We start from the raw sequence: 18,357 nt of genomic DNA on the forward strand, positions 1-18,357 counted from the left end.
AGCGCATCCGTTGCGCCAGGCGATTCAGCAAGATTCACACAATCTATGACGCAAGTTGCCATATTTGCCTGATTGGCCATAGCTGCTAGTGTCCCATGAGCTCCGCCTGTGCAAGCGATACGCAAGCGGTTACCGGATATGTTCAGGTAAAGAGGACAAAAACAATGCAGCCTGATTTCTGGAATGACAAACGCCCGGCCGGCGTGCCCTCGGACATCGACCTGAGTGCCTACAAGTCAGTCGTCGAGGTGTTCGAGCGTTCCTGCAAGAAATTTGCCGACCGTCCGGCGTACAGCAACATGGGGGTGACGATCACCTACGCCGAGTTGGAGCGTTACAGCGCGGCCTTCGCCGGTTACCTGCAAGCCAATACCGACCTGGCGCCGGGCGATCGTATCGCCGTGCAGATGCCCAATGTCCTGCAATACCCGATCGCGGTTTTTGGTGCCCTGCGCGCCGGGCTGGTGGTGGTCAACACCAATCCGCTGTATACCCCCCGGGAAATGCGTCACCAATTCAAGGACTCCGGCGCCCGGGCGCTGGTGTACATGAACCTGTTCGGGCAGAAAGTGCAGGAAGTGCTGCCCGACACCGACCTGCAATACCTGATCGAGGCGAAGATGGGCGACCTGATGCCCACCGCCAAGGGCTGGCTGGTCAATACAGTCGTGAGCAAGGTCAAGAAAATGGTCCCGGCCTATTCGCTGCCCCAGGCCATTTCCTTCAAGAGCGCCTTGCGTTTGGGACGGGGCCAGGCCATCAAGCCGCTCAATGTCAGCCTCGGGGACATTGCCGTGCTGCAATACACCGGCGGCACCACCGGCTTGGCCAAGGGCGCCATGCTGACCCACGGCAACCTGGTGGCCAACATGCAGCAGGCCCGCGCCTGCCTGGGGCAGATCGGCGACGACGGCAAGCCTTTGTTGCGCGAGGGCCAGGAGGTGATGATCGCACCGCTGCCGCTGTATCACATCTACGCCTTCACGGCGAACTGCATGTGCATGATGGTCACGGGCAACCACAACGTGCTGATCACCAATCCAAGGGACATCGGCGGTTTCATAAAGGAGCTGAAGAACTGGCGGTTTTCGTTGCTGCTGGGGCTCAACACGCTGTTCGTCGCGCTGATGGACCATCCGGATTTCAAGACGCTGGATTTCTCCAACCTCAAGGTCACCAACTCAGGCGGCACCGCGTTGGTCAAGGCCACCGCCGAACGTTGGAAGCAGTTGACCGGTTGCGGCATCACCGAGGGCTACGGCCTGACGGAAACCTCGCCAGTGGCCAGCGCCAACCCTTACGGTGGCAAGTCGCGCCTGGGCACGGTGGGGCTGCCGGTGCCGGGTACGCTGATGAAAGTCATCAGTGACGACGGTGTCGAGCTGCCCTTGGGCGAACGCGGCGAGCTGTGCATCAAGGGGCCGCAGATCATGAAGGGCTACTGGAACAAGCCCGAAGCGACCGCCGAAGTGCTCGACAGCGAGGGCTGGTTCAAGTCCGGAGATATCGCCGTGATCGACCCCGACGGGTTCGTGCGCATCGTCGATCGCAAGAAAGACATGATCATCGTCTCGGGCTTCAACGTGTACCCGAACGAAATCGAGGATGTGGTGATGGCCCACCCGAAAGTCGCCAGCTGCGCGGTCATCGGCGTGCCGGACGAACGTTCGGGCGAGGCGGTGAAACTGTTCGTCGTGGCCCGTGAGGCGGGCGTCAGCCTCGAAGAGCTCAAGGCGTACTGCAAGGAGAATTTCACCGGCTACAAGGTGCCCAAGCACATCGTGTTGCGGGAATCGCTGCCGATGACACCGGTGGGCAAGATCCTGCGCCGGGAGTTGCGCGATATCGCCTGAGGCCGGCGCGACAGACCCTAAGTGGGAGCGAGCTTGCTCGCGATGGCGGTGTATCGGTGCCAGAAAGATTGGCTGATACATCGTTATCGCGAGCAAGCTCGCTCCCACAGGTTTTATGGATTCGGGACAATTAGATAAGGCTTAGAATTTTTACTCTAAAAATGACCATTGAATATTCTTGAGTCATATTTGTGACTGTAGGGGCCGCTTTTGGCTCTAGGCGACCCTTGGCAAAGCTGCTACTCTCGGCGCGCTTTTGTGACTTCTCGGCCGTTATCCAAGCCAGATTCACCAATAGACATACACCAATAATAATCGCATCAAATGCGGTGAGAATTCGCGTTGCTGAGGAGTGGGGCTTCCATGATTGAAAACTTTTGGAAGGATAAGTACCCAGCTGGGATTGCTGCCGACATCAATCCAGATGAGTATCCGAATATTCAGGCGGTGTTGAAGCATTCCTGCCAACGCTTCGCCGACAAGCCGGCATTCAGCAACCTCGGCAAGACCATCACCTACGGTGAGCTCTACGAATTGTCCGGTGCCTTTGCCGCGTACCTGCAACAGCATACCGATTTGCAGCCGGGCGATCGAATCGCCGTGCAACTGCCCAACGTCCTCCAGTACCCAGTGGCTGTGTTTGGCGCCATCCGCGCCGGCCTGATCGTGGTCAATACCAACCCGCTCTACACCGCGCGGGAAATGGAGCATCAATTCAACGATTCCGGTGCCAAGGCACTGGTCTGCCTGGCTAACATGGCGCACCTTGCCGAAAGCGTGGTGCCCAAGACTGGCGTCAAGCACGTCATCGTCACCGAAGTGGCCGACTTGCTGCCGCCGCTCAAGCGCCTGTTGATCAACAGCGTGATCAAGTACGTCAAGAAGATGGTCCCGGCCTATCATTTGCCCAAGGCCATCAAGTTCAACGACGTCCTGAGCAAGGGCCACGGCCAGCCTGTGAACGAAGCGAGCCCCACCAGTGATGATGTGGCGGTGTTGCAATACACCGGCGGCACCACGGGCGTGGCCAAGGGCGCCATGCTGACCCACCGCAACCTGGTGGCTAACATGCTGCAATGCAAGGCGCTGATGGGTTCCAACCTCAATGAGGGCTGTGAAGTACTGATCACGCCGCTGCCGCTGTACCACATCTACGCGTTTACCTTCCATTGCATGGCGATGATGCTGATCGGCAACCACAACATCCTGATCAGTAACCCGCGCGATTTGTCGGCGATGGTCAAGGAGCTGTCGAAATGGAAGTTCAGCGGCTTCGTAGGGCTCAACACGTTGTTCGTGGCGCTGTGCAACAACGAAGCCTTCCGCAAGCTGGATTTCTCGGCGCTGAAGGTTACCCTGTCTGGCGGCATGGCTTTGCAGTTGGCGGCGGCGGAGCGTTGGAAAGCGGTCACCGGTTGCCCGATCTGCGAAGGCTACGGCATGACCGAGACGAGCCCGGTTGCCACGGTCAACCCGATCCAGAACATCCAGGTCGGCACCATCGGCATTCCGGTTCCGTCGACCTTGTGCAAGGTCATCAATGACGCGGGCGAAGAGTTGCCTTTGGGGGAAATCGGCGAATTGTGCGTCAAAGGCCCGCAGGTCATGAAGGGCTACTGGCAGCGCCAGGACGCCACCGACGAGATCCTCGACAGCGAAGGCTGGCTCAAGACCGGTGACATCGCCTTGATCCAGCCGGATGGCTACATGCGCATCGTCGATCGCAAGAAAGACATGATCCTGATCTCCGGTTTCAACGTTTACCCCAACGAGCTGGAAGACGTGCTGGCGGCCTTGCCGGGCGTGCTGCAATGCGCGGCCATCGGTGTACCTGACGAGAAATCCGGCGAGGCGATCAAGATATTCATCGTCGCGCGTCCGGGTGTCACGCTCACAAAGGAACAGGTGATGGAGCACATGCGCGCCAACGTCACCGGCTACAAGGTGCCCAAGTCCGTGGAGTTCCGCGATGCACTGCCGACCACCAACGTCGGCAAGATCCTGCGGCGTGAGTTGCGGGATGAAGAGCTCAGGAAGCTGGGGCTGAAAAAGTAACAACCCCACCAATGAAAAGCCCCGCTGATGCGGGGCTTTTTGTTGATCGAGTGGAGCGTTACAACCGAAACTGCGCAAAATCCAGATTGGTGCCGCCGGGCCGCATGTCTTGCAGGTACGAATCCTTGTCTGCGCTGAGCTCCAGGCTCAAGGCTGCCTTGCGTTTGCCCTGGTTGCGTACTTCCAGGCCTTCCATTTTTTCCCGCAGGAACACGGTGGGCACTTTCAGGTGCAAGAGTTCGTCGGTGGCAGGCGTGTGCAGCAGCAGGTGAATCCATTCGTACTGCCCAATGGCCAGGCGGGCCACCGGGATGTCGAACCAGAAGATGTTGCGGTTGCGGTTCAGTTCGCTGAAATGGCAGTTGTTGACGCCCAGGACGGCACCGCCCAGTTCTTGGTTCCTGCGGGCGATGGCCTGCTTTTTATCGAGTTTCATAACGTTCCTACGGGAATTGGAGCTTCAGGCGCAGCCTGAATACGTGGAGCATTCTCAGGTGTGGGTCGGTAAACATAAAGCGCAACCTGCATCTGACGATGAAATGCGCCGCTGAAAAAATGAAACTCCCTGCAAACGGCGTCGGTCAACCCCTATGTAATGACTTTTCTTACAGTTGTTCACAGGAGAAACATCATGGGAAGCACGAACGATAAAGTGAAGGGCGTTGCCAACGAAGCTGTCGGCAATATCAAGCAAGGTGTCGGCAAGGCCACCGACAATGACCGCATGCGCGCCGAGGGCGTGGTCCAGGAGAAAAAAGGTGAGGCCCAGCAAACCGCGGGCAAGGCCAAGGATGCAGTCAAGAAAGGCGTTGACGAGGCATAACCGGCCTGTAGAAAAGCGATTGGAACGGCCATCCGCGGGTGGCCGTTATCATGTCGGCTCGAACTTGCACCGGGGAAATTGTTCCAAAGTCGCCAAACAGGTTACTTTTGTCACGGATAGCAGCCCCGTGAGTCGCCAGGCGACCTTCCTCTTTTGCGGCGAAAGGAGACGCACATGATGTTCCCGGCCTTGAAAGGCTTGCCCCTGCATCGCGTGATGATGCGCACGGTGACCGAGTTTCTCGACGACGAGATGTCGACCTACGCCTCCGCACTGGCTTACCAGATGCTGTTTTCGCTGTTTCCCTTCATTCTTTTCCTGATCGCGCTGATCGGCTTCCTGCACCTGCCGGATTTCTTTTCCTGGCTGCGCCTGCAATCGGAACTGGTGCTGCCGCCCCAGGCGCTGGAGCAGGTCAACCCGGTGATCGACCAGCTCCAGCAATCCAAGGGCGGCTTGCTCTCGGTGGGTATCGTCATTGCGCTGTGGACCGCGTCGGCCGGCGTGCGGCTGATGATGAGCGCCATGAACGCGGCGTACGACGTGGTCGAGGGGCGCCCGGCCTGGAAGCGCTTTCCGCTGTCGATTCTTTATACGGTCGGTATCGCCGGCATGCTGTTGGTCGCCGCGGCCTTGATGGTACTGGGCCCGCAAGTGATGGGTTGGATTGCCTCGCAGATCGGGCTGGAGGAGTTCATCGTCACCGTCTGGACCCTGGCGCGCTGGCCGGTCATCGTGTTTTTGCTGATGGTGGCAGTGGCGCTGATCTATTACGTGATGCCTGACGTCAAACAGGAGTTCCGCTTCATCACGCCGGGCTCGGTATTGGCGGTGGTGGTGTGGATCATCGCGTCCCTGGGTTTTGCGTTCTATGTGAAGACCTTCGCCGACTACAACGCCATGTATGGCAGTATCGGCGCGATCATCGTGTTGTTGCTGTATTTCTATATCTCTGCGGCGGTGTTGCTACTCGGCGCCGAGATGAATGCGGTCATCGAACACATGTCCGCCGAAGGCAAGGACACCGGTGAAAAGACCCCGGGCGAGCACGAGAAACAGCATGTGTCGGGCCTGGGGCGCGACCATTCCGTTGCTCATACCCCTACAGACGAAGCCCGACCATGATCCGCGAAATCCTGAAGATGGGCGACGAACGCCTGCTGCGCATCGCCCCGCCGTTGCCGCCGGAAATGTTCGACAGCGCCGAGTTGTGGCAACTGATCGACGACATGTTCCAGACCATGGAAAGCGTCGGCGGCGTCGGCCTGGCGGCGCCGCAGATCGGCGTGGACCTGCAACTGGTGATCTTTGGCTTCGAGCACAGCGAGCGCTATCCCGATGCCGAAGCGGTGCCGCAGACGATCCTGATCAATCCTTTGATTACGCCGCTGAGTCCGTTGATGGAAGAAGGCTTCGAAGGTTGCCTGTCGGTGCCAGGCTTGCGCGGCGCGGTGGATCGTTACCAGCATATCCGTTACGAAGGTTTCGACCCCAAGGGCGAACCGATCATGCGCACCGCCTCGGGCTTTCATGCCCGGGTGGTCCAGCATGAGTGCGATCACTTGATCGGCCGCTTGTATCCGTCGCGCATCACTGATTTCAGTAAGTTCGGGTTTACCGAAGTGATGTTTCCGGATCTGGACCCTATGGCTGACGACTAGCTGAAACCGACACAAAAAAATTGTGGGAGCGAGCCTGCTCGCTCCCACAATGAACTGTGTTCGGCGTCAGGAGAGTATGTTGGGCTCCAACCCCATCGCAATCATCGGCTTGCTGCGCGCATACCGGCTCAGCCTTTCAGCCATCGCATAGGGCAGCTCGGGGTCGAAGCTGAAGCCCCGTCGTTCATAAAACCCGCGCAAGTCCGGGTGACAGAACAGCCACACCGGTTCATCCAGCCCCTTCACTGCTTCTGCGATCAGTCGCGCGGCGACGCCTTGTACGCGGTGCGCCGGGTCGACGAACAATCCCGTCAACCAATGTCCGCCCGAAACCGGTCGAAGGCACAGCGCCGCGATGATGTCTTCGCGCCGTGCCACCCACAGCTGGGCGTCGCGCACGGCTTTCATCGAGGATTGGTGGGCGCGGTAGAACTTGTTCATCAACGGCCACAGAGGCTCGTCGAGACGTGTGTAGTGGAAGTCGGGCATGGCGAGGGCGGAGAGGGCAGGGGAGATGGGCGATTATAAGGGAACAAACAATGCGCCGGGACATCTCCGGCGCCTGTCTGCAAGGTCTACAGCGAGGCGAGGAACATGTCCGTGGCCGGATTCTTCTCATCCGTCCGGCTTTCCTGGGCTTTTTCCACCTGCGCCATCGCGGCCTTGTCCTGCATGCGCTGGGCAATTTCCTCGCCGACCGCCCGTTGCTTCTCGGGCGGCATCTGCGCGTACTCTTCTTCAGTGATGCCCATTTCCTCAAGAATGCTGTCACGCAAGCGTTCTTCAGGCGTCTTGCTCATGTATTCCTTGAACTCCGTCATGGCAGAGCTGCGTGCTTTCTTCGCCTCGTCGGCGGCTGACGAAGCGACGGTTTGCAGTTGCACGCGGGTCTTGGCGAAGGCCTCGTCGACGTTGTCGCTGATGGCGGTGGCGGCGTTGACCTGCTGCGTGGCTTGCCGGGTGATGGATTCCTGGACCTGGGTGCTGCCCTGGTTGGCCTGGGCCTGGACGTTGTCACGCAGCGATTGCAGGGCGGCGCTTTGCAAGCCGCTGGCGGCTTCGGCGGTCGGGTCTTCGCCGGGGCGTTTGAGGGGCAGGTTTATCGCTTGTTGTTTTACGCTGACCAACATGATGTGTACCCGTAGGTAATGGCTGAGCGATGGTGGGAGCAATTACCATGCCGTCGCGCAAGGCCCCGTTTTTCAAGGGCTACGGGCGAAACGCATAGCGCGGTGCGGCCAATCCTTGCCGTTCGTCGGCATGGATCGACCGCAGGGTGGCGGGGCGCTCAGGTGCTTTCGCGAATCTTGAGTTCGAAACCCAGGTCGACGACCGGCTGGGCGATGCGGTTGCCGGCCATCAACGTGAGCATCTGTTCGGCGGCGCGCCGGCCGATTTCTTCTCGCGGGGTGCTGATGCTGCTCAAGCGCGGGACCATGTGGGCCGAAGCGGGCAGGTCGTTGAAGCCCAGTATCGAAACCTGTTCGGGAATCCTGATGCCGCAGCGCAACGCTTCGAGCAGGGCGCCGTGGGCCAGGTCGTCGTTGCCGAAGAAAATCGCGTCGACGTCTGGATGGCTGGCCAGCAATTGCAGGAACAATTCGCCGCCCAGGCCCACCGACGACGGGCGAGGGGTCAGCACTTCCAGGTCAGGGTCGTAGAGCCCGGCCTTCTGGAGGGCGCAACGAAAGCCTTCGCCGCGCAGCAACGTGCGTTGGTCCAGTTGCGCGCCGATGTAGGCCAGGCGCTTGCGGCCTCGGGAGATCAAATGCTCGGCGGCGGTCTCGCCGGCCTGGAGCTGGGAGAATCCCACGCAGTTGAGGCCGGCGCCCGGATCCAGTTCCATCATGTACACGCAGGGGATATTGCTGGCCTCGATCATGCGCCGGGCGCTTTCGGTCCGGTCGAATCCGGTCAGCAACAGACCGCGCGGCTGATAGGCCATGTAATTGCGCAGCAGGTCTTCTTCTTCGTCCCGGGAATAATGGTAGTTGCCGATCACCACTTCGAATCCCTTGGGCCGCAAGACGCGATGGATGGCTTCCAGGGTGTCGATGAACAACAGGTTGGACAGTGACGGCACCAGTACCACCACTGAATGGCTCTGGGCCGAAGCCAAGGCCCGGGCCGCGGGATTGACGACGTAATTGAGTTCCAGGGCGGCCTGGCGGACCTTGTCCACCAGTTCGACGGCCACGGTGCTGACGCCGCGCAGGGCACGGGAGGCGGTGATCGGGCTGACCCCGGCCAGGCGGGCGACTTCATTGAGCGTGGGGCGACCGGTGGTGCGAGTATTCTTATCGTTTTTAGGGGCGGTCATCAGGGCGGCTTGCCAAACAAAAATCAAGGCACTAAGGTAGCGCTGTCTCGGCGCGGCTGCAAATGCGTTGACAGGGTTTGCCTGATCCCTGTCCCGTGGGTGTCGTGGACGAACATGCTGCAACCACAAAAATGACAAGAAGGCGTCGGCAACTTCTGCTTTTGCTGCGGTGTCATAACTGGCAAAGGTAGCGCTGTCTGCGCGCTGAGGTGTTACATGAATAATCCAATCACCGCCCTCGTCATCATGGGCGTTGCCGGTTGCGGCAAAACTTGCGTCAGCCAGGCCCTGTGCCAACTGAGCGGCGCCACCGCCATCGAAGGCGACACGTTCCACCCCGCGGCCAACATCCAGAAGATGAGCGCCGGTATTCCCTTGACTGACGACGACCGTGCCGGCTGGCTCGACAGCCTGTGCGACGAGTTGCGCCGTGTCGACGGCACGGGCGAGCGCCCGGTGCTGACCTGCTCGGCCCTCAAGCACAGCTACCGCGAGCGCCTGCGCAGCGCCCTGCCGGGCCTGGGCTTCGTATTCCTTGAATTGACCCCCGAAGTGGCTGCCGATCGTGTCTCCCACCGTCCGGGCCATTTCATGCCGTCGACCCTGATCGACAGCCAGTTTGCCACCCTCGAATCCCCTGTTGGCGAGCCCCTGACCCTGGCTCTGGACGCGTCCAGCCACAGCATCGATGAATTGGCCCGCCAGGCCTACGTCTGGTGGCTGGCCCACGGTTTGAAACTCGCCGGCTGAGTTTCGAAAAATATGCGTCAGAAAGATAGCGCTGTCCCGACGGCCCATAAATAACTGCTTCAATAACAACAACAAATCAGGAGACACCTCCATGTTCGGCATGTCCCACGAGACGTTTCTACTGCTTGATGCAGTGGTCACGGTGATCGGACTCATCGTCCTCATCACCAAGTTCAAATTCCACCCGTTCATTGCGCTGACCATCGCCGCCGCGTTCCTCGGCCTGACGTCGGGGATGCCGACCGGCACCATCATCAAGGCGTTCCAGGACGGCTTTGGTGGCGTGCTCGGTTTTGTCGGCATCATCCTGGCGCTGGGCACGATGCTCGGCAAAATGATGGCTGAATCGGGCGGGGCCGATCAGATCGCCCAGACGCTGATCCGTGCCTTCGGCAAGGAAAAGGTGCAGTGGGCGATGATGTTCGCCGCGTTCCTGGTGGGCATCCCGCTGTTCTTCGAAATCGGCTTCGTGTTGCTGATTCCGTTGGTGTTCATCGTGGCGCGCCGCACCGGCGTGTCGATCATCAAGATTGGTATCCCGCTGCTGGCCGGCCTCTCCGCGGTCCACGGCCTGGTGCCGCCGCACCCGGGGCCACTGCTGGCGATCGGCATCTTCGGCGCCGACATCGGCAAGACCATTCTTTATGGCCTGATCGTCGCGCTGCCGACCGCTATCATTGCCGGCCCGATCTTCGGTACCTTCATCGCCAAGCACATCCCCGGGCATCCAAATCAGGAACTGGTGGACCAACTGGCCCGTGAGACGAACGCCGCCGAGCTGCCAAGCTTCAGCATCACCCTGATCACCGTGCTCTCGCCGGTGTTCCTGATGCTGCTCAAGACGTTCGCTGATGTGGCGCTGCCGGATGGCAACCTCTTCCGCGTCTGGATGGACATGATCGGCCACCCGATCTCGGCGCTGTTGTTGGCGTTGCTGCTATCGCTTTACACCTTCGGCTACAAACAGGGGATCGGTTCCAGCCAGATGTTGAAATGGCTCGACGCGAGCCTGGCCCCGACCGCCGCGATCATCCTGATCATCGGTGCTGGTGGTGGCTTCAAGCAGATGCTGGTGACCAGCGGTGTGGGCGATGTGATCGGTCACATGGCGGTGAGTGCGCAGATTTCGCCGATCCTGCTGGCGTGGCTGGTGGCGGCGGTGATCCGTATCGCCACAGGCTCAGCGACCGTGGCGACCATTACCGGTGCGGGGATCGTGGTGCCTGTCGTGGGGATGATGCCGGGCGTGAACCGTGAGCTGCTGGTGCTGGCGACCGGCGCCGGTTCGTTGATCCTGTCCCACGTCAACGATGCGGGTTTCTGGCTGGTCAAGCAGTACTTCAACATGACCGTGGCCGAGACTTTCAAGACCTGGACCGCGATGGAAACCATTCTGTCCGTGGTGGGCTTGATCTTCATCCTGCTGCTGTCGCTGGTGATCTAAGAACACCTTGGCCTAACTGTGGCGAGGGAGCTTGCTCCCGCTGGGCCGCGAAGCGGCCCCAATCCAGTCAATTCCTCTCATGGAGTGAGGCGACCGGTTTGCGACTGCTTCGCAGTCGAGCGGGAGCAAGCTCCCTCGCCACATAGAGGTTGTGGTTGGCCGTCAGGCTTGTTTGCCAGCCAACCCATCCGCCCGGAACATCCCACGGATCCCCCGCACCGCCTGGCGAATCCGGTCCTGGTTCTCGATCAGCGCAAAGCGCACGTGATCATCCCCATATTCCCCGAACCCCACCCCCGGCGAGACGCAGACCTTGGCTTCGGCCAGCAGCTTCTTGGCAAACTCCAGTGAGCCCAGGTGCGCATAGGCTTCGGGGATCTTGGCCCAGACGTACATCGACGCCTTCGGGTTTTCCACCATCCACCCCAGCTCGTGCAGGCCCTTGACCAGCACATTGCGGCGCTGGCGGTACTGCTCGGCAATGTCGCGCACGCATTGCTGGTCGCCTTCGAGGGCGGCGATGGCGGCCACTTGCAGCGGGGTGAAGGTGCCGTAGTCGTGGTAGCTCTTGATCCGCGCCAGGGCGCTGACCAGTTCCGGGTTGCCGACCATGAAACCGATGCGCCAGCCGGCCATGTTGTAGCTCTTGGACAGGGTGAAGAACTCCACCGCGATGTCTTTGGCCCCTGGCACTTGCATGATCGACGGCGCTTTCCAGCCGTCATACACGATGTCGGCGTACGCCAGGTCGTGGATCACCAGCACGTCGTATTGCTTGGCGAGGGCGATGACCCGTTCGAAAAAATCGAGCTCCACGCATTGCGCGGTCGGGTTGGACGGGAAGCCGAGGATCATCATCTTCGGCTTGGGGATCGAACCGCGAATGGCCCGCTCCAGCTCATCGAAGAAATCCACGCCGGGCACCAGCGGCACCGAACGCACCTGGGCGCCGGCGATCACCGCACCGTAGATGTGGATCGGATAGCTGGGGTTGGGCACCAGCACCGTGTCGCCCTGGTCCAGGGTCGCCAGCATCAGGTGCGCGAGGCCTTCCTTGGAACCGATGGTGACGATGGCTTCGCTTTCCGGGTCGATGTCCACCTCGTAGCGGTCCTTGTACCAACGCGAAATGGCGCGGCGCAGGCGCGGGATGCCTTTGGACGTGGAGTAGCCGTGAGTGTCTTCACGCTGGGCGACGGTGACCAGCTTCTCCACGATATGTGGGGGCGTGGCGCCATCGGGGTTACCCATGCTCAGGTCGATGATGTCTTCGCCGCGCCGACGCGCAGCCATCTTCAGCTCGGCAGTGATATTGAATACATACGGGGGGAGTCGATCGATGCGCGCAAAGCGGCGCGGCGAACCTTGTTCGGCCATTGTTGCCTCGAGATACGTGAGCGCCCGGAACCGTCCGAGCGACGTTGGCCACTGCGGTGGCCTGCGGCGCAAGATAATCGGGCGGATGTCGAATTGTCCAGTAGCCGCGCCGAACTATTTTCGACGACACTGTCGCCCTGGCTGCGGCGCCCCCGAAAGGCCCCGCAGGCGGCTGAACACGCTTATCCAATCCTGATGGAACGAATCATGGAATTTTCCAGCGGCTTCCTGCTGAGTCTTTCGCTGTGCCTGGACATTGGCGTGGCCAACATCGCGATGATCACGCTGGCGATGCAACGCGGCTATTTCCAAGGCTTCGCCTTGGGCCTGGGCACGTGCGTGGGCGACCTGGTCTATGCAGTCCTGGCGCTGGCCGGGATGACCGTTTTGCTGCAATACGAACCGGTGCGTTGGGCGCTGTGGATTGGCGGCTCGGTGCTGCTCTTGTATTTCGCGGCGAAAATGGTTTATTCGGCGATCTATCACAACGCGGTGCTGGCTGAGGCGGGCGAGACTCGGGCCAACTCGCCGCGCCAGGAATTTTTTCGCGGGATTTTCCTCGCCATGTCATCGCCCAGCGCCATTCTCTGGTTCGCCGCAGTGGGCGGAACGCTCATTGCCCGCTCGGGTGGCGGCACCGTGCTCAGCTCGGCCTTGTTCCTGGGCGGATTCCTCAGCGCCGGGCTGCTTTGGAGCGCTGGCCTGTGCCTGGCAGCGACCCAGGGCGGGAAAATGCTAGGCGATAAGTTGCTGCGGTACTCCTATTGGGCATCGGCGGCGATCTTCTGTTATTTCGCGGTCTACGTGATCGTTTCTGGTTATAACGAGTTTGTAGGAACGGTAAACGCCCCCAGCTTGCCGGGACTTTAACAAGCGAAACGGCCTGGCAATTACGGTTTGGCTTCTATACTGCCAAACCCGACTTCAAGTTTTCGGAGTGTTGAGCAATGGAAACGCAAAAACGCGCTAACGCAGCCGAGCCGCGCTTCGAGCAGGGACGCTTTCAGCTCATCGCCGGTTTCGGCGCGCGTTTTACCCAGGAAACCGCCCAGGACATCCCGCAGCTCTGGGAAAAATTCCTGCCTTGGCTCGGCAAGGTGCCCGGACAGAAAGACGAGGTAACGTACGGGGTGTGCTGCAACCCGGACGGCCAGGGCGGCTTCGAGTACATCGCTGGCGTGGAAATCAGCCGGCTCGACGACCTACCCGAACAATACCGCTGGATCGAGATCCAGCCCGGGTCCTACGCGGTCTTCGAGCACAAAGGGCCGCTCAAGGATCTGCCGCATACGTTCCAATACATCTGGAAAGAATGGCTGCCCCAATCGGGCCATCAGGCGGCGGATGAACCGGAGTTTGAGCGCTACAGTGAAGATTTCAATCCCCGGACCGGCGAAGGCCACCTGGAAATCTGGATACCGCTCAAGCCGAGTTGATCGCCTCGGGTCCCTGTGGAAGCGAGCTTGCTCGCGATAGCAGCGGATCAGCCAACGTCGACGACGACCGATATGCCCTCATCGCAAGCAAGCTCGCCGCCAGACTTTGCAGCTATTGATCGTTGGCCCTGTTTGTCAAAACACCAACCCCATCCGCCGCTCATAACCGATGCGGCCTTTGTAGGCTTCGCCACTGTCGACCCAGCCCAGTCGGGTGTAGAGGCCGATGGCCGAGTGGTTGTCAGCATCGACGGAGAGCTCCAATCCCCTGATTTCCGGCCAGGCCGCGCGGGCCGCGGCGGGTAGCGCTTGCAGGCACGCCTTGCCATAGCCTTTGCCCTGGGCGCGGTGGTCAACTTGCAACGCGTGCAGGGTCGCGCTGTGTTCGTTGGCCCAGGCCGGCAGCACGGGCGGGCGCTTGAGCAGCAGGAATGCCACGGGCACCTCGTCGTCCAACAAGGCGAAGCCCTTGACCCCTGGGCCGGGCTTGGACAGCAGTGTGTGCAGCGCGCCGTGAATGTCGCCAGAGAACTTGATTTGGTCGGGGTAAATCTCGATGGATTCGACCTGTTGCCGTTGCAGTGGGGTCAGGTCTTCATAGGGTACGAGCTGAGCAGTCACGAAAACGTCCGTTGTTTGTCGACAGAATGGACCTTGGATTCTAGCGAAATTTTTTCTTTGGATTATTTTTGTTTAGCTGTCGATTTGCCGTTTCTCCAAACGACAAAGGGTGTCTCTAACAAAAACCTGCGGAGAATCACCATGAATACCCAAGCTGCCGATACCGAGATCCAGACCCTGATCGATACTTATCGCCAAGCGGTCATGGCCAAGGATGTAGAAAAGGTCATGGCGCTTTATGACGATGGCATCGTTTCGTTCGACGCCATCCAGGCCTTGCAATTCAAGGGCAAGGTCGCCTACCGGGCGCACTGGGAGGCTTGCATGGAAATGTGCCCCGGCCCGCACAAGTTCGATTTTCACCAGGTGCAGATCAACGCAGCCGATGACATTGCGTTTGCCCACTGGCTGGCTTATTGCGGTGGCACCAACGACAAGGGCGAGGAGCAGGCCTGCTGGATGCGCGTGACGGCCTGCTACAAACGTTCGGCCGGGCAGTGGAAAATCGTCCACGAGCATTGGTCCGCGCCGTTCGATCCCATGGCCGGGACGGCGATTTTCGATTTGCAGCCCTGAGCGGCTGCGGTTCGCTTCTGCCATCCTTGTCGATCAGCCGATCACGGAGCTCTCCATGAAGTATTATGCCTGGTGTATAGCAACGAAGAGGTCCTGCACAACTCGCCGGACAGTCCCGAGGACGCCGAATGCATGGCCTACGCCGAATCGGTCCAGGGCAGTGGCCGGATGGTCGCGGCCGAAGCCCTGGAGTCGGTGCAGACCGCCACCACGGTGCGCATGCGCGGCGGCAAGCTGTCCATCACCGATGGCCCGTTCGCCGAAACCAAGGAGCAATTGGCGGGCTTCTACCTGATCGACGCCAAGGACCTGAATGAAGCCATCCAGGTCGCCGGCCACATACCGGCGGCCCGGGTCGGCTGTGTCGAGGTTCGACCGGTACGTCAATTGAATCCTTGAAAACGATGATCAACAGGATTGCTTCCATGAACCTTGAGCTTGTTTCTTCCATGCGATCCATCAGCCCAGTGACCAGGGGGCTGTCCGGCTGATGTCGGCCGAAGTGGTCAAGGCGCGGGTCGAGCAGGTCTACCGGCAGGACTCGCGGCGGATCCTGGCGACCCTGATTCGCCTGCTGGGAGACTTCGACCTCGCTGAAGAGGCTATGCACGAGGCCTTTTTCATCGCGGTGGAGCGCTGGCAGCGCGACGGAGTGCCGGACAATCCGCGAGCCTGGCTTGTATCGGCGGGGCGGTTCAAGGCGATTGACGGCCTGCGCCGGCGGGCGCGCTTCGCGGCATCTCAACCGATGCTGATTGCGCAGCTCGAGGAACTGGAGCAGGCCGATTGGAGTGACGAGGACGTGGAAGACGATCGCCTGCGGCTGATTTTCACCTGCTGCCACCCCGCGCTGGCGGCTGACGCCCAAGTGCCGTTGACCCTGCGAGAAGTGTGCGACCTGACGACCGAGGAGATCGCCCACGCATTTCTCGCGGCGCCGGCGACCATCGCCCAGCGCATCGTGCGGGCCAAGGCGAAGATCCGTGATGCACGGATTCCTTACCAGGTGCCGTCCCGCACCGAATTGCCTGAACGCCTCGACAGCGTCCTGCGCGTGGTCTACCTGGTGTTCAACGAAGGGTACTCGGCGTCGATGGGCGCCGAGTTGACCCGGGAAGACCTGACCCGCGAAGCCATACGCCTGGCACGCCTGTTGATGGAGCTGTTGCCCGAAGCCGAAGTAATGGGGTTGCTGGCATTGATGCTGTTGCACGAATCGCGGCGGCCGGCGCGGACTTCCATGACCGGTGAGCTGGTCTTGCTGGATGAACAGGACCGGTCGCTGTGGGACCAGGCAATGATTGCCGAAGGCTGCGCCATGGTCGAGGCGGCGCTCAATACCCGGCGGTTCGGACCGTATTGCCTGCAAGCGGCGATCGCTGCGGTGCACGCCGAAGCGCCGACAGCGCAGCAAACCGACTGGCCGCAGATCGTCGGCCTCTACGATGTGCTGCTGCGTGCCGTGCCATCGCCGGTCATCGAACTCAACCGCGCGGCCGCCTTGGCCAAGCGCGACGGGCCGCAGGCTGGGCTGAGCCTGATCGATGGAATACTGGGTAGGGGTGAATTGACCGACTATCACCTGGCCCATTCGGCGCGGGCGGAGTTTTGTCGGCAGTTGGGACGGGTGGAGGAGGCGAGGGCGGCGTACCGTCGTGCGCTGGCGTTGACGCAGCAGTTGCCGGAGCGGCGGTTTATCGAAGCCAGGCTTGCCGGCTTGCACTGATGGCACGAGCAGGCCCGTGGCGAGGGAGCTTGCTCCCGCTGGGGCGCGAAGCGGCCCCCTGCGATGTGTCGGTTATATGAAGGAGCTGCTGCGTCGGCAAATCCTGCATCACTGCGCTTGACCCACCGCCTTCGCGAGCAGGCTCGCTCCCACAAGGGAGGTTATCGCACGCATGGAATCATGTATCCAGAAACCAATGTGGGAGCCAGCTTGCTCGCGATGGGGGTGGCCCAGCCAACATCATGGTTGGCTGGTAGACCCCATCGCGAGCAAGCTCGCTCCCACGGGTTTATCGGTGACCGAACCGGCGTTGATCAGAACTGGTGATCAGCGCTGTCCGGGTTCAGGTCGCTGATGCCCAGCTTGCCTGCGGCCTGTTCGATCGAACCGGTCTGCTTGACCAGGGCGGCAATGGCGTCGCGCACGACCTGGTTGCCCGCGGTGTTGCCAGCGGCGATCAGTTGGTCGTAGTGCTCACCCTTGTTGGCGTGATCCACCATGACCTGGATCTTCGCTTCGGTATCGGCCAGGTCGGCCTTGAGCGCGGTGTCGGCGGCCGGGTCGGCCTTCGCCACCAGGGACGACAGGCTCGCACCGGTCATCTTGGTGCCGTCTACGCGTGTGTATTCACCCAAGTAAACGTTACGCACGCCCTTGGCATCGTAGAAATGCGAGTTGTGGGTGTTGTCGCTGAAGCAATCCTGTTCGTCTTCCGGGGAGTTGGCTTCCAGGGAGACTTTCATGCGCTCGCCCGCCAGTTCACCCAGGGACAGGCTGCCCATGCCGAACAGCATCTTGCGCAGGCCGGTTTCGGCAGGCTCGGCTTCCAGGGTGGCGCGATAGTTGTCGGCTACGTTCGGCTTCCAGTTGCCGACCATTTCCTGCAGGTCGTTGACCAGCAGCTGGGTGACGGACTTCAGGTAGGCGCGACGACGATCGTTGTGGCCGCCCGTGGCGCCGGCGCCTTCCAGGTAATCCGAGGCCGGGCGATTGCCAGCGCCAGGGCCGGTGCCGTTGAGGTCCTGGCCCCACAGCAGGAATTCGATGGCGTGGTAGCCGGTGGCGACGTTGGCCTCGGAACCGCCCAGCTCGTTCAGGCTGGCGAGTTTTTCCGGGGTGATGTCCTTGACGTCGACCTTGTCTTCGCCGACCTGGACCTCGGTGTTGCCAATGATATTGGCGGTGGCGCCCGGGTTACCCAAGGCATGCTCGTAGGATTTGTCGACGTAGTCGATCAAGCCCTCGTCCAGGGGCCATGCGTTCAACTGACCTTCCCAGTCGTCGATGATGGTGTTGCCGAAGCGGAACACTTCGCTCTGCAGGTATGGCACGCGTGCGGCGACCCAGGCAGCCTTGGCGGCTTTCAGGGTATCGGCGTTCGGCTTGGCCAGGAAGGCATCGACGGCGGTCTGCAGGTTTTTCGCGGTGGATTCGGCATCGCTGTAGACGGCGTAGACGATGTCGGCGTAGTGCGCGACAACAGCCTTGGCGGCGGCTTCATCGATCTTGCCAGCGGCAGCGGGGGCAGCCGGTGCAGCGGTGCTGGCGGCCGGCGTTGGCGCTTGCGGCGCGGCGGCCTTGTCTTTGCCTTCGCCGCAACCGGCGAGGGAAATAGCAATGGCCAACAGACTGGCGGTAGCCAGAGGCATACGAATCATGGCGAACATCCTGCTTCGGTGATGAATGGGACAGGCGCGAGGGCGCGCAAAACTGCG

Annotated in this window: 19 protein-coding genes; 12 read left to right on the forward strand and 7 right to left on the reverse strand. The window is 60.8% G+C overall.

All coding sequences use genetic code 11. The features are described from left to right. The first annotated feature begins 164 nt into the window (after window positions 1-164). Window positions 165-1,853 carry a long-chain-fatty-acid--CoA ligase FadD2 gene (gene fadD2 / locus M1D68_RS06320; RefSeq protein WP_420764410.1) on the forward strand — a complete coding sequence of 563 codons (1,689 nt, stop codon included), beginning with the start codon at window positions 165-167 and terminating at the stop codon, window positions 1,851-1,853. 363 nt (window positions 1,854-2,216) lie between these two features. Further along, entirely contained in the window at window positions 2,217-3,908 is a 1,692-nt protein-coding gene (fadD1, locus tag M1D68_RS06325; protein WP_445571427.1) for a long-chain-fatty-acid--CoA ligase FadD1, read from the forward strand. A gap of 58 nt (window positions 3,909-3,966) precedes the next feature. Here the strand turns inward: fadD1 and M1D68_RS06330 are convergent, their stop codons facing one another. Continuing rightward, the gene (locus M1D68_RS06330) at window positions 3,967-4,344 is read right to left on the reverse strand and encodes a hypothetical protein (RefSeq protein ID WP_030139341.1); all 378 of its coding nucleotides are present in this window, start codon (window positions 4,342-4,344) and stop codon (window positions 3,967-3,969) included. A 195-nt stretch (window positions 4,345-4,539) separates the two neighbouring features. Here M1D68_RS06330 and M1D68_RS06335 point away from each other — a divergent pair, with 195 nt between their 5' ends. The 3 genes from M1D68_RS06335 to def all read left to right on the forward strand — a co-directional run bounded on the left by M1D68_RS06335 (window position 4,540) and on the right by def (window position 6,392). Further along, window positions 4,540-4,731 (forward strand): CsbD family protein, encoded by a 192-nt coding sequence (locus M1D68_RS06335; RefSeq protein WP_420764412.1) that lies wholly within the window; start codon window positions 4,540-4,542, stop codon window positions 4,729-4,731. 174 nt (window positions 4,732-4,905) lie between these two features. Next, the gene (locus M1D68_RS06340) at window positions 4,906-5,856 is read left to right on the forward strand and encodes a YihY/virulence factor BrkB family protein (RefSeq protein ID WP_420764413.1); all 951 of its coding nucleotides are present in this window, start codon (window positions 4,906-4,908) and stop codon (window positions 5,854-5,856) included. Next, entirely contained in the window at window positions 5,853-6,392 is a 540-nt protein-coding gene (def, locus tag M1D68_RS06345) for a peptide deformylase (RefSeq protein WP_434562684.1), read from the forward strand. Before M1D68_RS06340 ends, def begins: the two co-directional genes overlap by 4 nt. 66 nt (window positions 6,393-6,458) lie before the next feature. Here the strand turns inward: def and M1D68_RS06350 are convergent, their stop codons facing one another. From M1D68_RS06350 to gntR, 3 genes are all read right to left on the reverse strand, one after another. Further along, window positions 6,459-6,881 carry a GNAT family N-acetyltransferase gene (locus M1D68_RS06350; RefSeq protein WP_457969686.1) on the reverse strand — a complete coding sequence of 141 codons (423 nt, stop codon included), beginning with the start codon at window positions 6,879-6,881 and terminating at the stop codon, window positions 6,459-6,461. Window positions 6,882-6,967: 86 nt separating this feature from the next. Then, entirely contained in the window at window positions 6,968-7,522 is a 555-nt protein-coding gene (locus M1D68_RS06355; protein WP_434562688.1) for a hypothetical protein, read from the reverse strand. A 158-nt stretch (window positions 7,523-7,680) separates the two neighbouring features. Beyond that, the gene (gene gntR, locus M1D68_RS06360; protein ID WP_457969687.1) at window positions 7,681-8,712 is read right to left on the reverse strand and encodes an HTH-type transcriptional regulator GntR; all 1,032 of its coding nucleotides are present in this window, start codon (window positions 8,710-8,712) and stop codon (window positions 7,681-7,683) included. 216 nt (window positions 8,713-8,928) lie between these two features. Here gntR and M1D68_RS06365 point away from each other — a divergent pair, with 216 nt between their 5' ends. Beyond that, a complete protein-coding gene (locus M1D68_RS06365) occupies window positions 8,929-9,462 on the forward strand; it encodes a gluconokinase (protein WP_420764418.1) in 534 nt (177 codons plus the stop codon). Between the two features lie 91 nt (window positions 9,463-9,553). Continuing rightward, the gene (locus M1D68_RS06370; protein ID WP_305496305.1) at window positions 9,554-10,906 is read left to right on the forward strand and encodes a GntP family permease; all 1,353 of its coding nucleotides are present in this window, start codon (window positions 9,554-9,556) and stop codon (window positions 10,904-10,906) included. Window positions 10,907-11,068: 162 nt separating this feature from the next. On the opposite strand, the gene alaC is transcribed toward M1D68_RS06370, so the two are convergent. Further along, entirely contained in the window at window positions 11,069-12,283 is a 1,215-nt protein-coding gene (alaC, locus tag M1D68_RS06375; protein WP_305496304.1) for an alanine transaminase, read from the reverse strand. A gap of 207 nt (window positions 12,284-12,490) precedes the next feature. On the opposite strand from alaC, the gene M1D68_RS06380 reads away from it, so the two are divergent. Together M1D68_RS06380 and M1D68_RS06385 are read left to right on the forward strand one after the other, a co-directional pair. Beyond that, entirely contained in the window at window positions 12,491-13,153 is a 663-nt protein-coding gene (locus M1D68_RS06380) for a LysE family translocator (RefSeq protein ID WP_457969689.1), read from the forward strand. A 77-nt stretch (window positions 13,154-13,230) separates the two neighbouring features. Continuing rightward, window positions 13,231-13,719 (forward strand): GyrI-like domain-containing protein, encoded by a 489-nt coding sequence (locus M1D68_RS06385; protein WP_457969690.1) that lies wholly within the window; start codon window positions 13,231-13,233, stop codon window positions 13,717-13,719. Window positions 13,720-13,854: 135 nt separating this feature from the next. Here the strand turns inward: M1D68_RS06385 and M1D68_RS06390 are convergent, their stop codons facing one another. Continuing rightward, window positions 13,855-14,340 (reverse strand): GNAT family N-acetyltransferase, encoded by a 486-nt coding sequence (locus M1D68_RS06390; RefSeq protein WP_434562698.1) that lies wholly within the window; start codon window positions 14,338-14,340, stop codon window positions 13,855-13,857. Window positions 14,341-14,481: 141 nt separating this feature from the next. On the opposite strand from M1D68_RS06390, the gene M1D68_RS06395 reads away from it, so the two are divergent. The 3 genes from M1D68_RS06395 (at window position 14,482) to M1D68_RS06405 (ending at window position 16,642) form a co-directional block, all read left to right on the forward strand. Further along, entirely contained in the window at window positions 14,482-14,916 is a 435-nt protein-coding gene (locus M1D68_RS06395; protein ID WP_420764422.1) for a YybH family protein, read from the forward strand. Between the two features lie 69 nt (window positions 14,917-14,985). Further along, entirely contained in the window at window positions 14,986-15,315 is a 330-nt protein-coding gene (locus M1D68_RS06400) for a YciI family protein (RefSeq protein ID WP_457970691.1), read from the forward strand. A 91-nt stretch (window positions 15,316-15,406) separates the two neighbouring features. Next, on the forward strand, window positions 15,407-16,642 hold the full coding sequence (locus M1D68_RS06405) for an RNA polymerase sigma factor (RefSeq protein ID WP_457969691.1): 1,236 nt from the start codon (window positions 15,407-15,409) through the stop codon (window positions 16,640-16,642). 314 nt (window positions 16,643-16,956) lie between these two features. On the opposite strand, the gene M1D68_RS06410 is transcribed toward M1D68_RS06405, so the two are convergent. Then, window positions 16,957-18,300 (reverse strand): imelysin family protein, encoded by a 1,344-nt coding sequence (locus M1D68_RS06410; protein WP_457969693.1) that lies wholly within the window; start codon window positions 18,298-18,300, stop codon window positions 16,957-16,959. Window positions 18,301-18,357 lie beyond the last annotated feature (57 nt).

Source organism: Pseudomonas sp. R4-84, assembly GCF_054130985.1.

Excerpts from the sequence above, each read along its gene's own strand:
- fadD2 (WP_420764410.1), top strand. The coding sequence starts at position 165 with ATGCAGCCTGATTTCTGGAATGACAAACGCCCGGCCGGCGTGCCCTCG.
- M1D68_RS06370 (WP_305496305.1), top strand. The coding sequence starts at position 9,554 with ATGTTCGGCATGTCCCACGAGACGTTTCTACTGCTTGATGCAGTGGTC.
- M1D68_RS06335 (WP_420764412.1), top strand. The coding sequence starts at position 4,540 with ATGGGAAGCACGAACGATAAAGTGAAGGGCGTTGCCAACGAAGCTGTC.
- M1D68_RS06380 (WP_457969689.1), top strand. The coding sequence starts at position 12,491 with ATGGAATTTTCCAGCGGCTTCCTGCTGAGTCTTTCGCTGTGCCTGGAC.
- M1D68_RS06385 (WP_457969690.1), top strand. The coding sequence starts at position 13,231 with ATGGAAACGCAAAAACGCGCTAACGCAGCCGAGCCGCGCTTCGAGCAG.
- M1D68_RS06365 (WP_420764418.1), top strand. The coding sequence starts at position 8,929 with ATGAATAATCCAATCACCGCCCTCGTCATCATGGGCGTTGCCGGTTGC.
- M1D68_RS06340 (WP_420764413.1), top strand. The coding sequence starts at position 4,906 with ATGATGTTCCCGGCCTTGAAAGGCTTGCCCCTGCATCGCGTGATGATG.
- M1D68_RS06410 (WP_457969693.1), bottom strand. The coding sequence starts at position 18,300 with ATGATTCGTATGCCTCTGGCTACCGCCAGTCTGTTGGCCATTGCTATT.
- M1D68_RS06405 (WP_457969691.1), top strand. The coding sequence starts at position 15,407 with ATGTCGGCCGAAGTGGTCAAGGCGCGGGTCGAGCAGGTCTACCGGCAG.
- M1D68_RS06350 (WP_457969686.1), bottom strand. The coding sequence starts at position 6,881 with ATGCCCGACTTCCACTACACACGTCTCGACGAGCCTCTGTGGCCGTTG.
- alaC (WP_305496304.1), bottom strand. The coding sequence starts at position 12,283 with ATGGCCGAACAAGGTTCGCCGCGCCGCTTTGCGCGCATCGATCGACTC.
- def (WP_434562684.1), top strand. The coding sequence starts at position 5,853 with ATGATCCGCGAAATCCTGAAGATGGGCGACGAACGCCTGCTGCGCATC.
- fadD1 (WP_445571427.1), top strand. The coding sequence starts at position 2,217 with ATGATTGAAAACTTTTGGAAGGATAAGTACCCAGCTGGGATTGCTGCC.
- M1D68_RS06355 (WP_434562688.1), bottom strand. The coding sequence starts at position 7,522 with ATGTTGGTCAGCGTAAAACAACAAGCGATAAACCTGCCCCTCAAACGC.
- M1D68_RS06330 (WP_030139341.1), bottom strand. The coding sequence starts at position 4,344 with ATGAAACTCGATAAAAAGCAGGCCATCGCCCGCAGGAACCAAGAACTG.
- M1D68_RS06395 (WP_420764422.1), top strand. The coding sequence starts at position 14,482 with ATGAATACCCAAGCTGCCGATACCGAGATCCAGACCCTGATCGATACT.
- gntR (WP_457969687.1), bottom strand. The coding sequence starts at position 8,712 with ATGACCGCCCCTAAAAACGATAAGAATACTCGCACCACCGGTCGCCCC.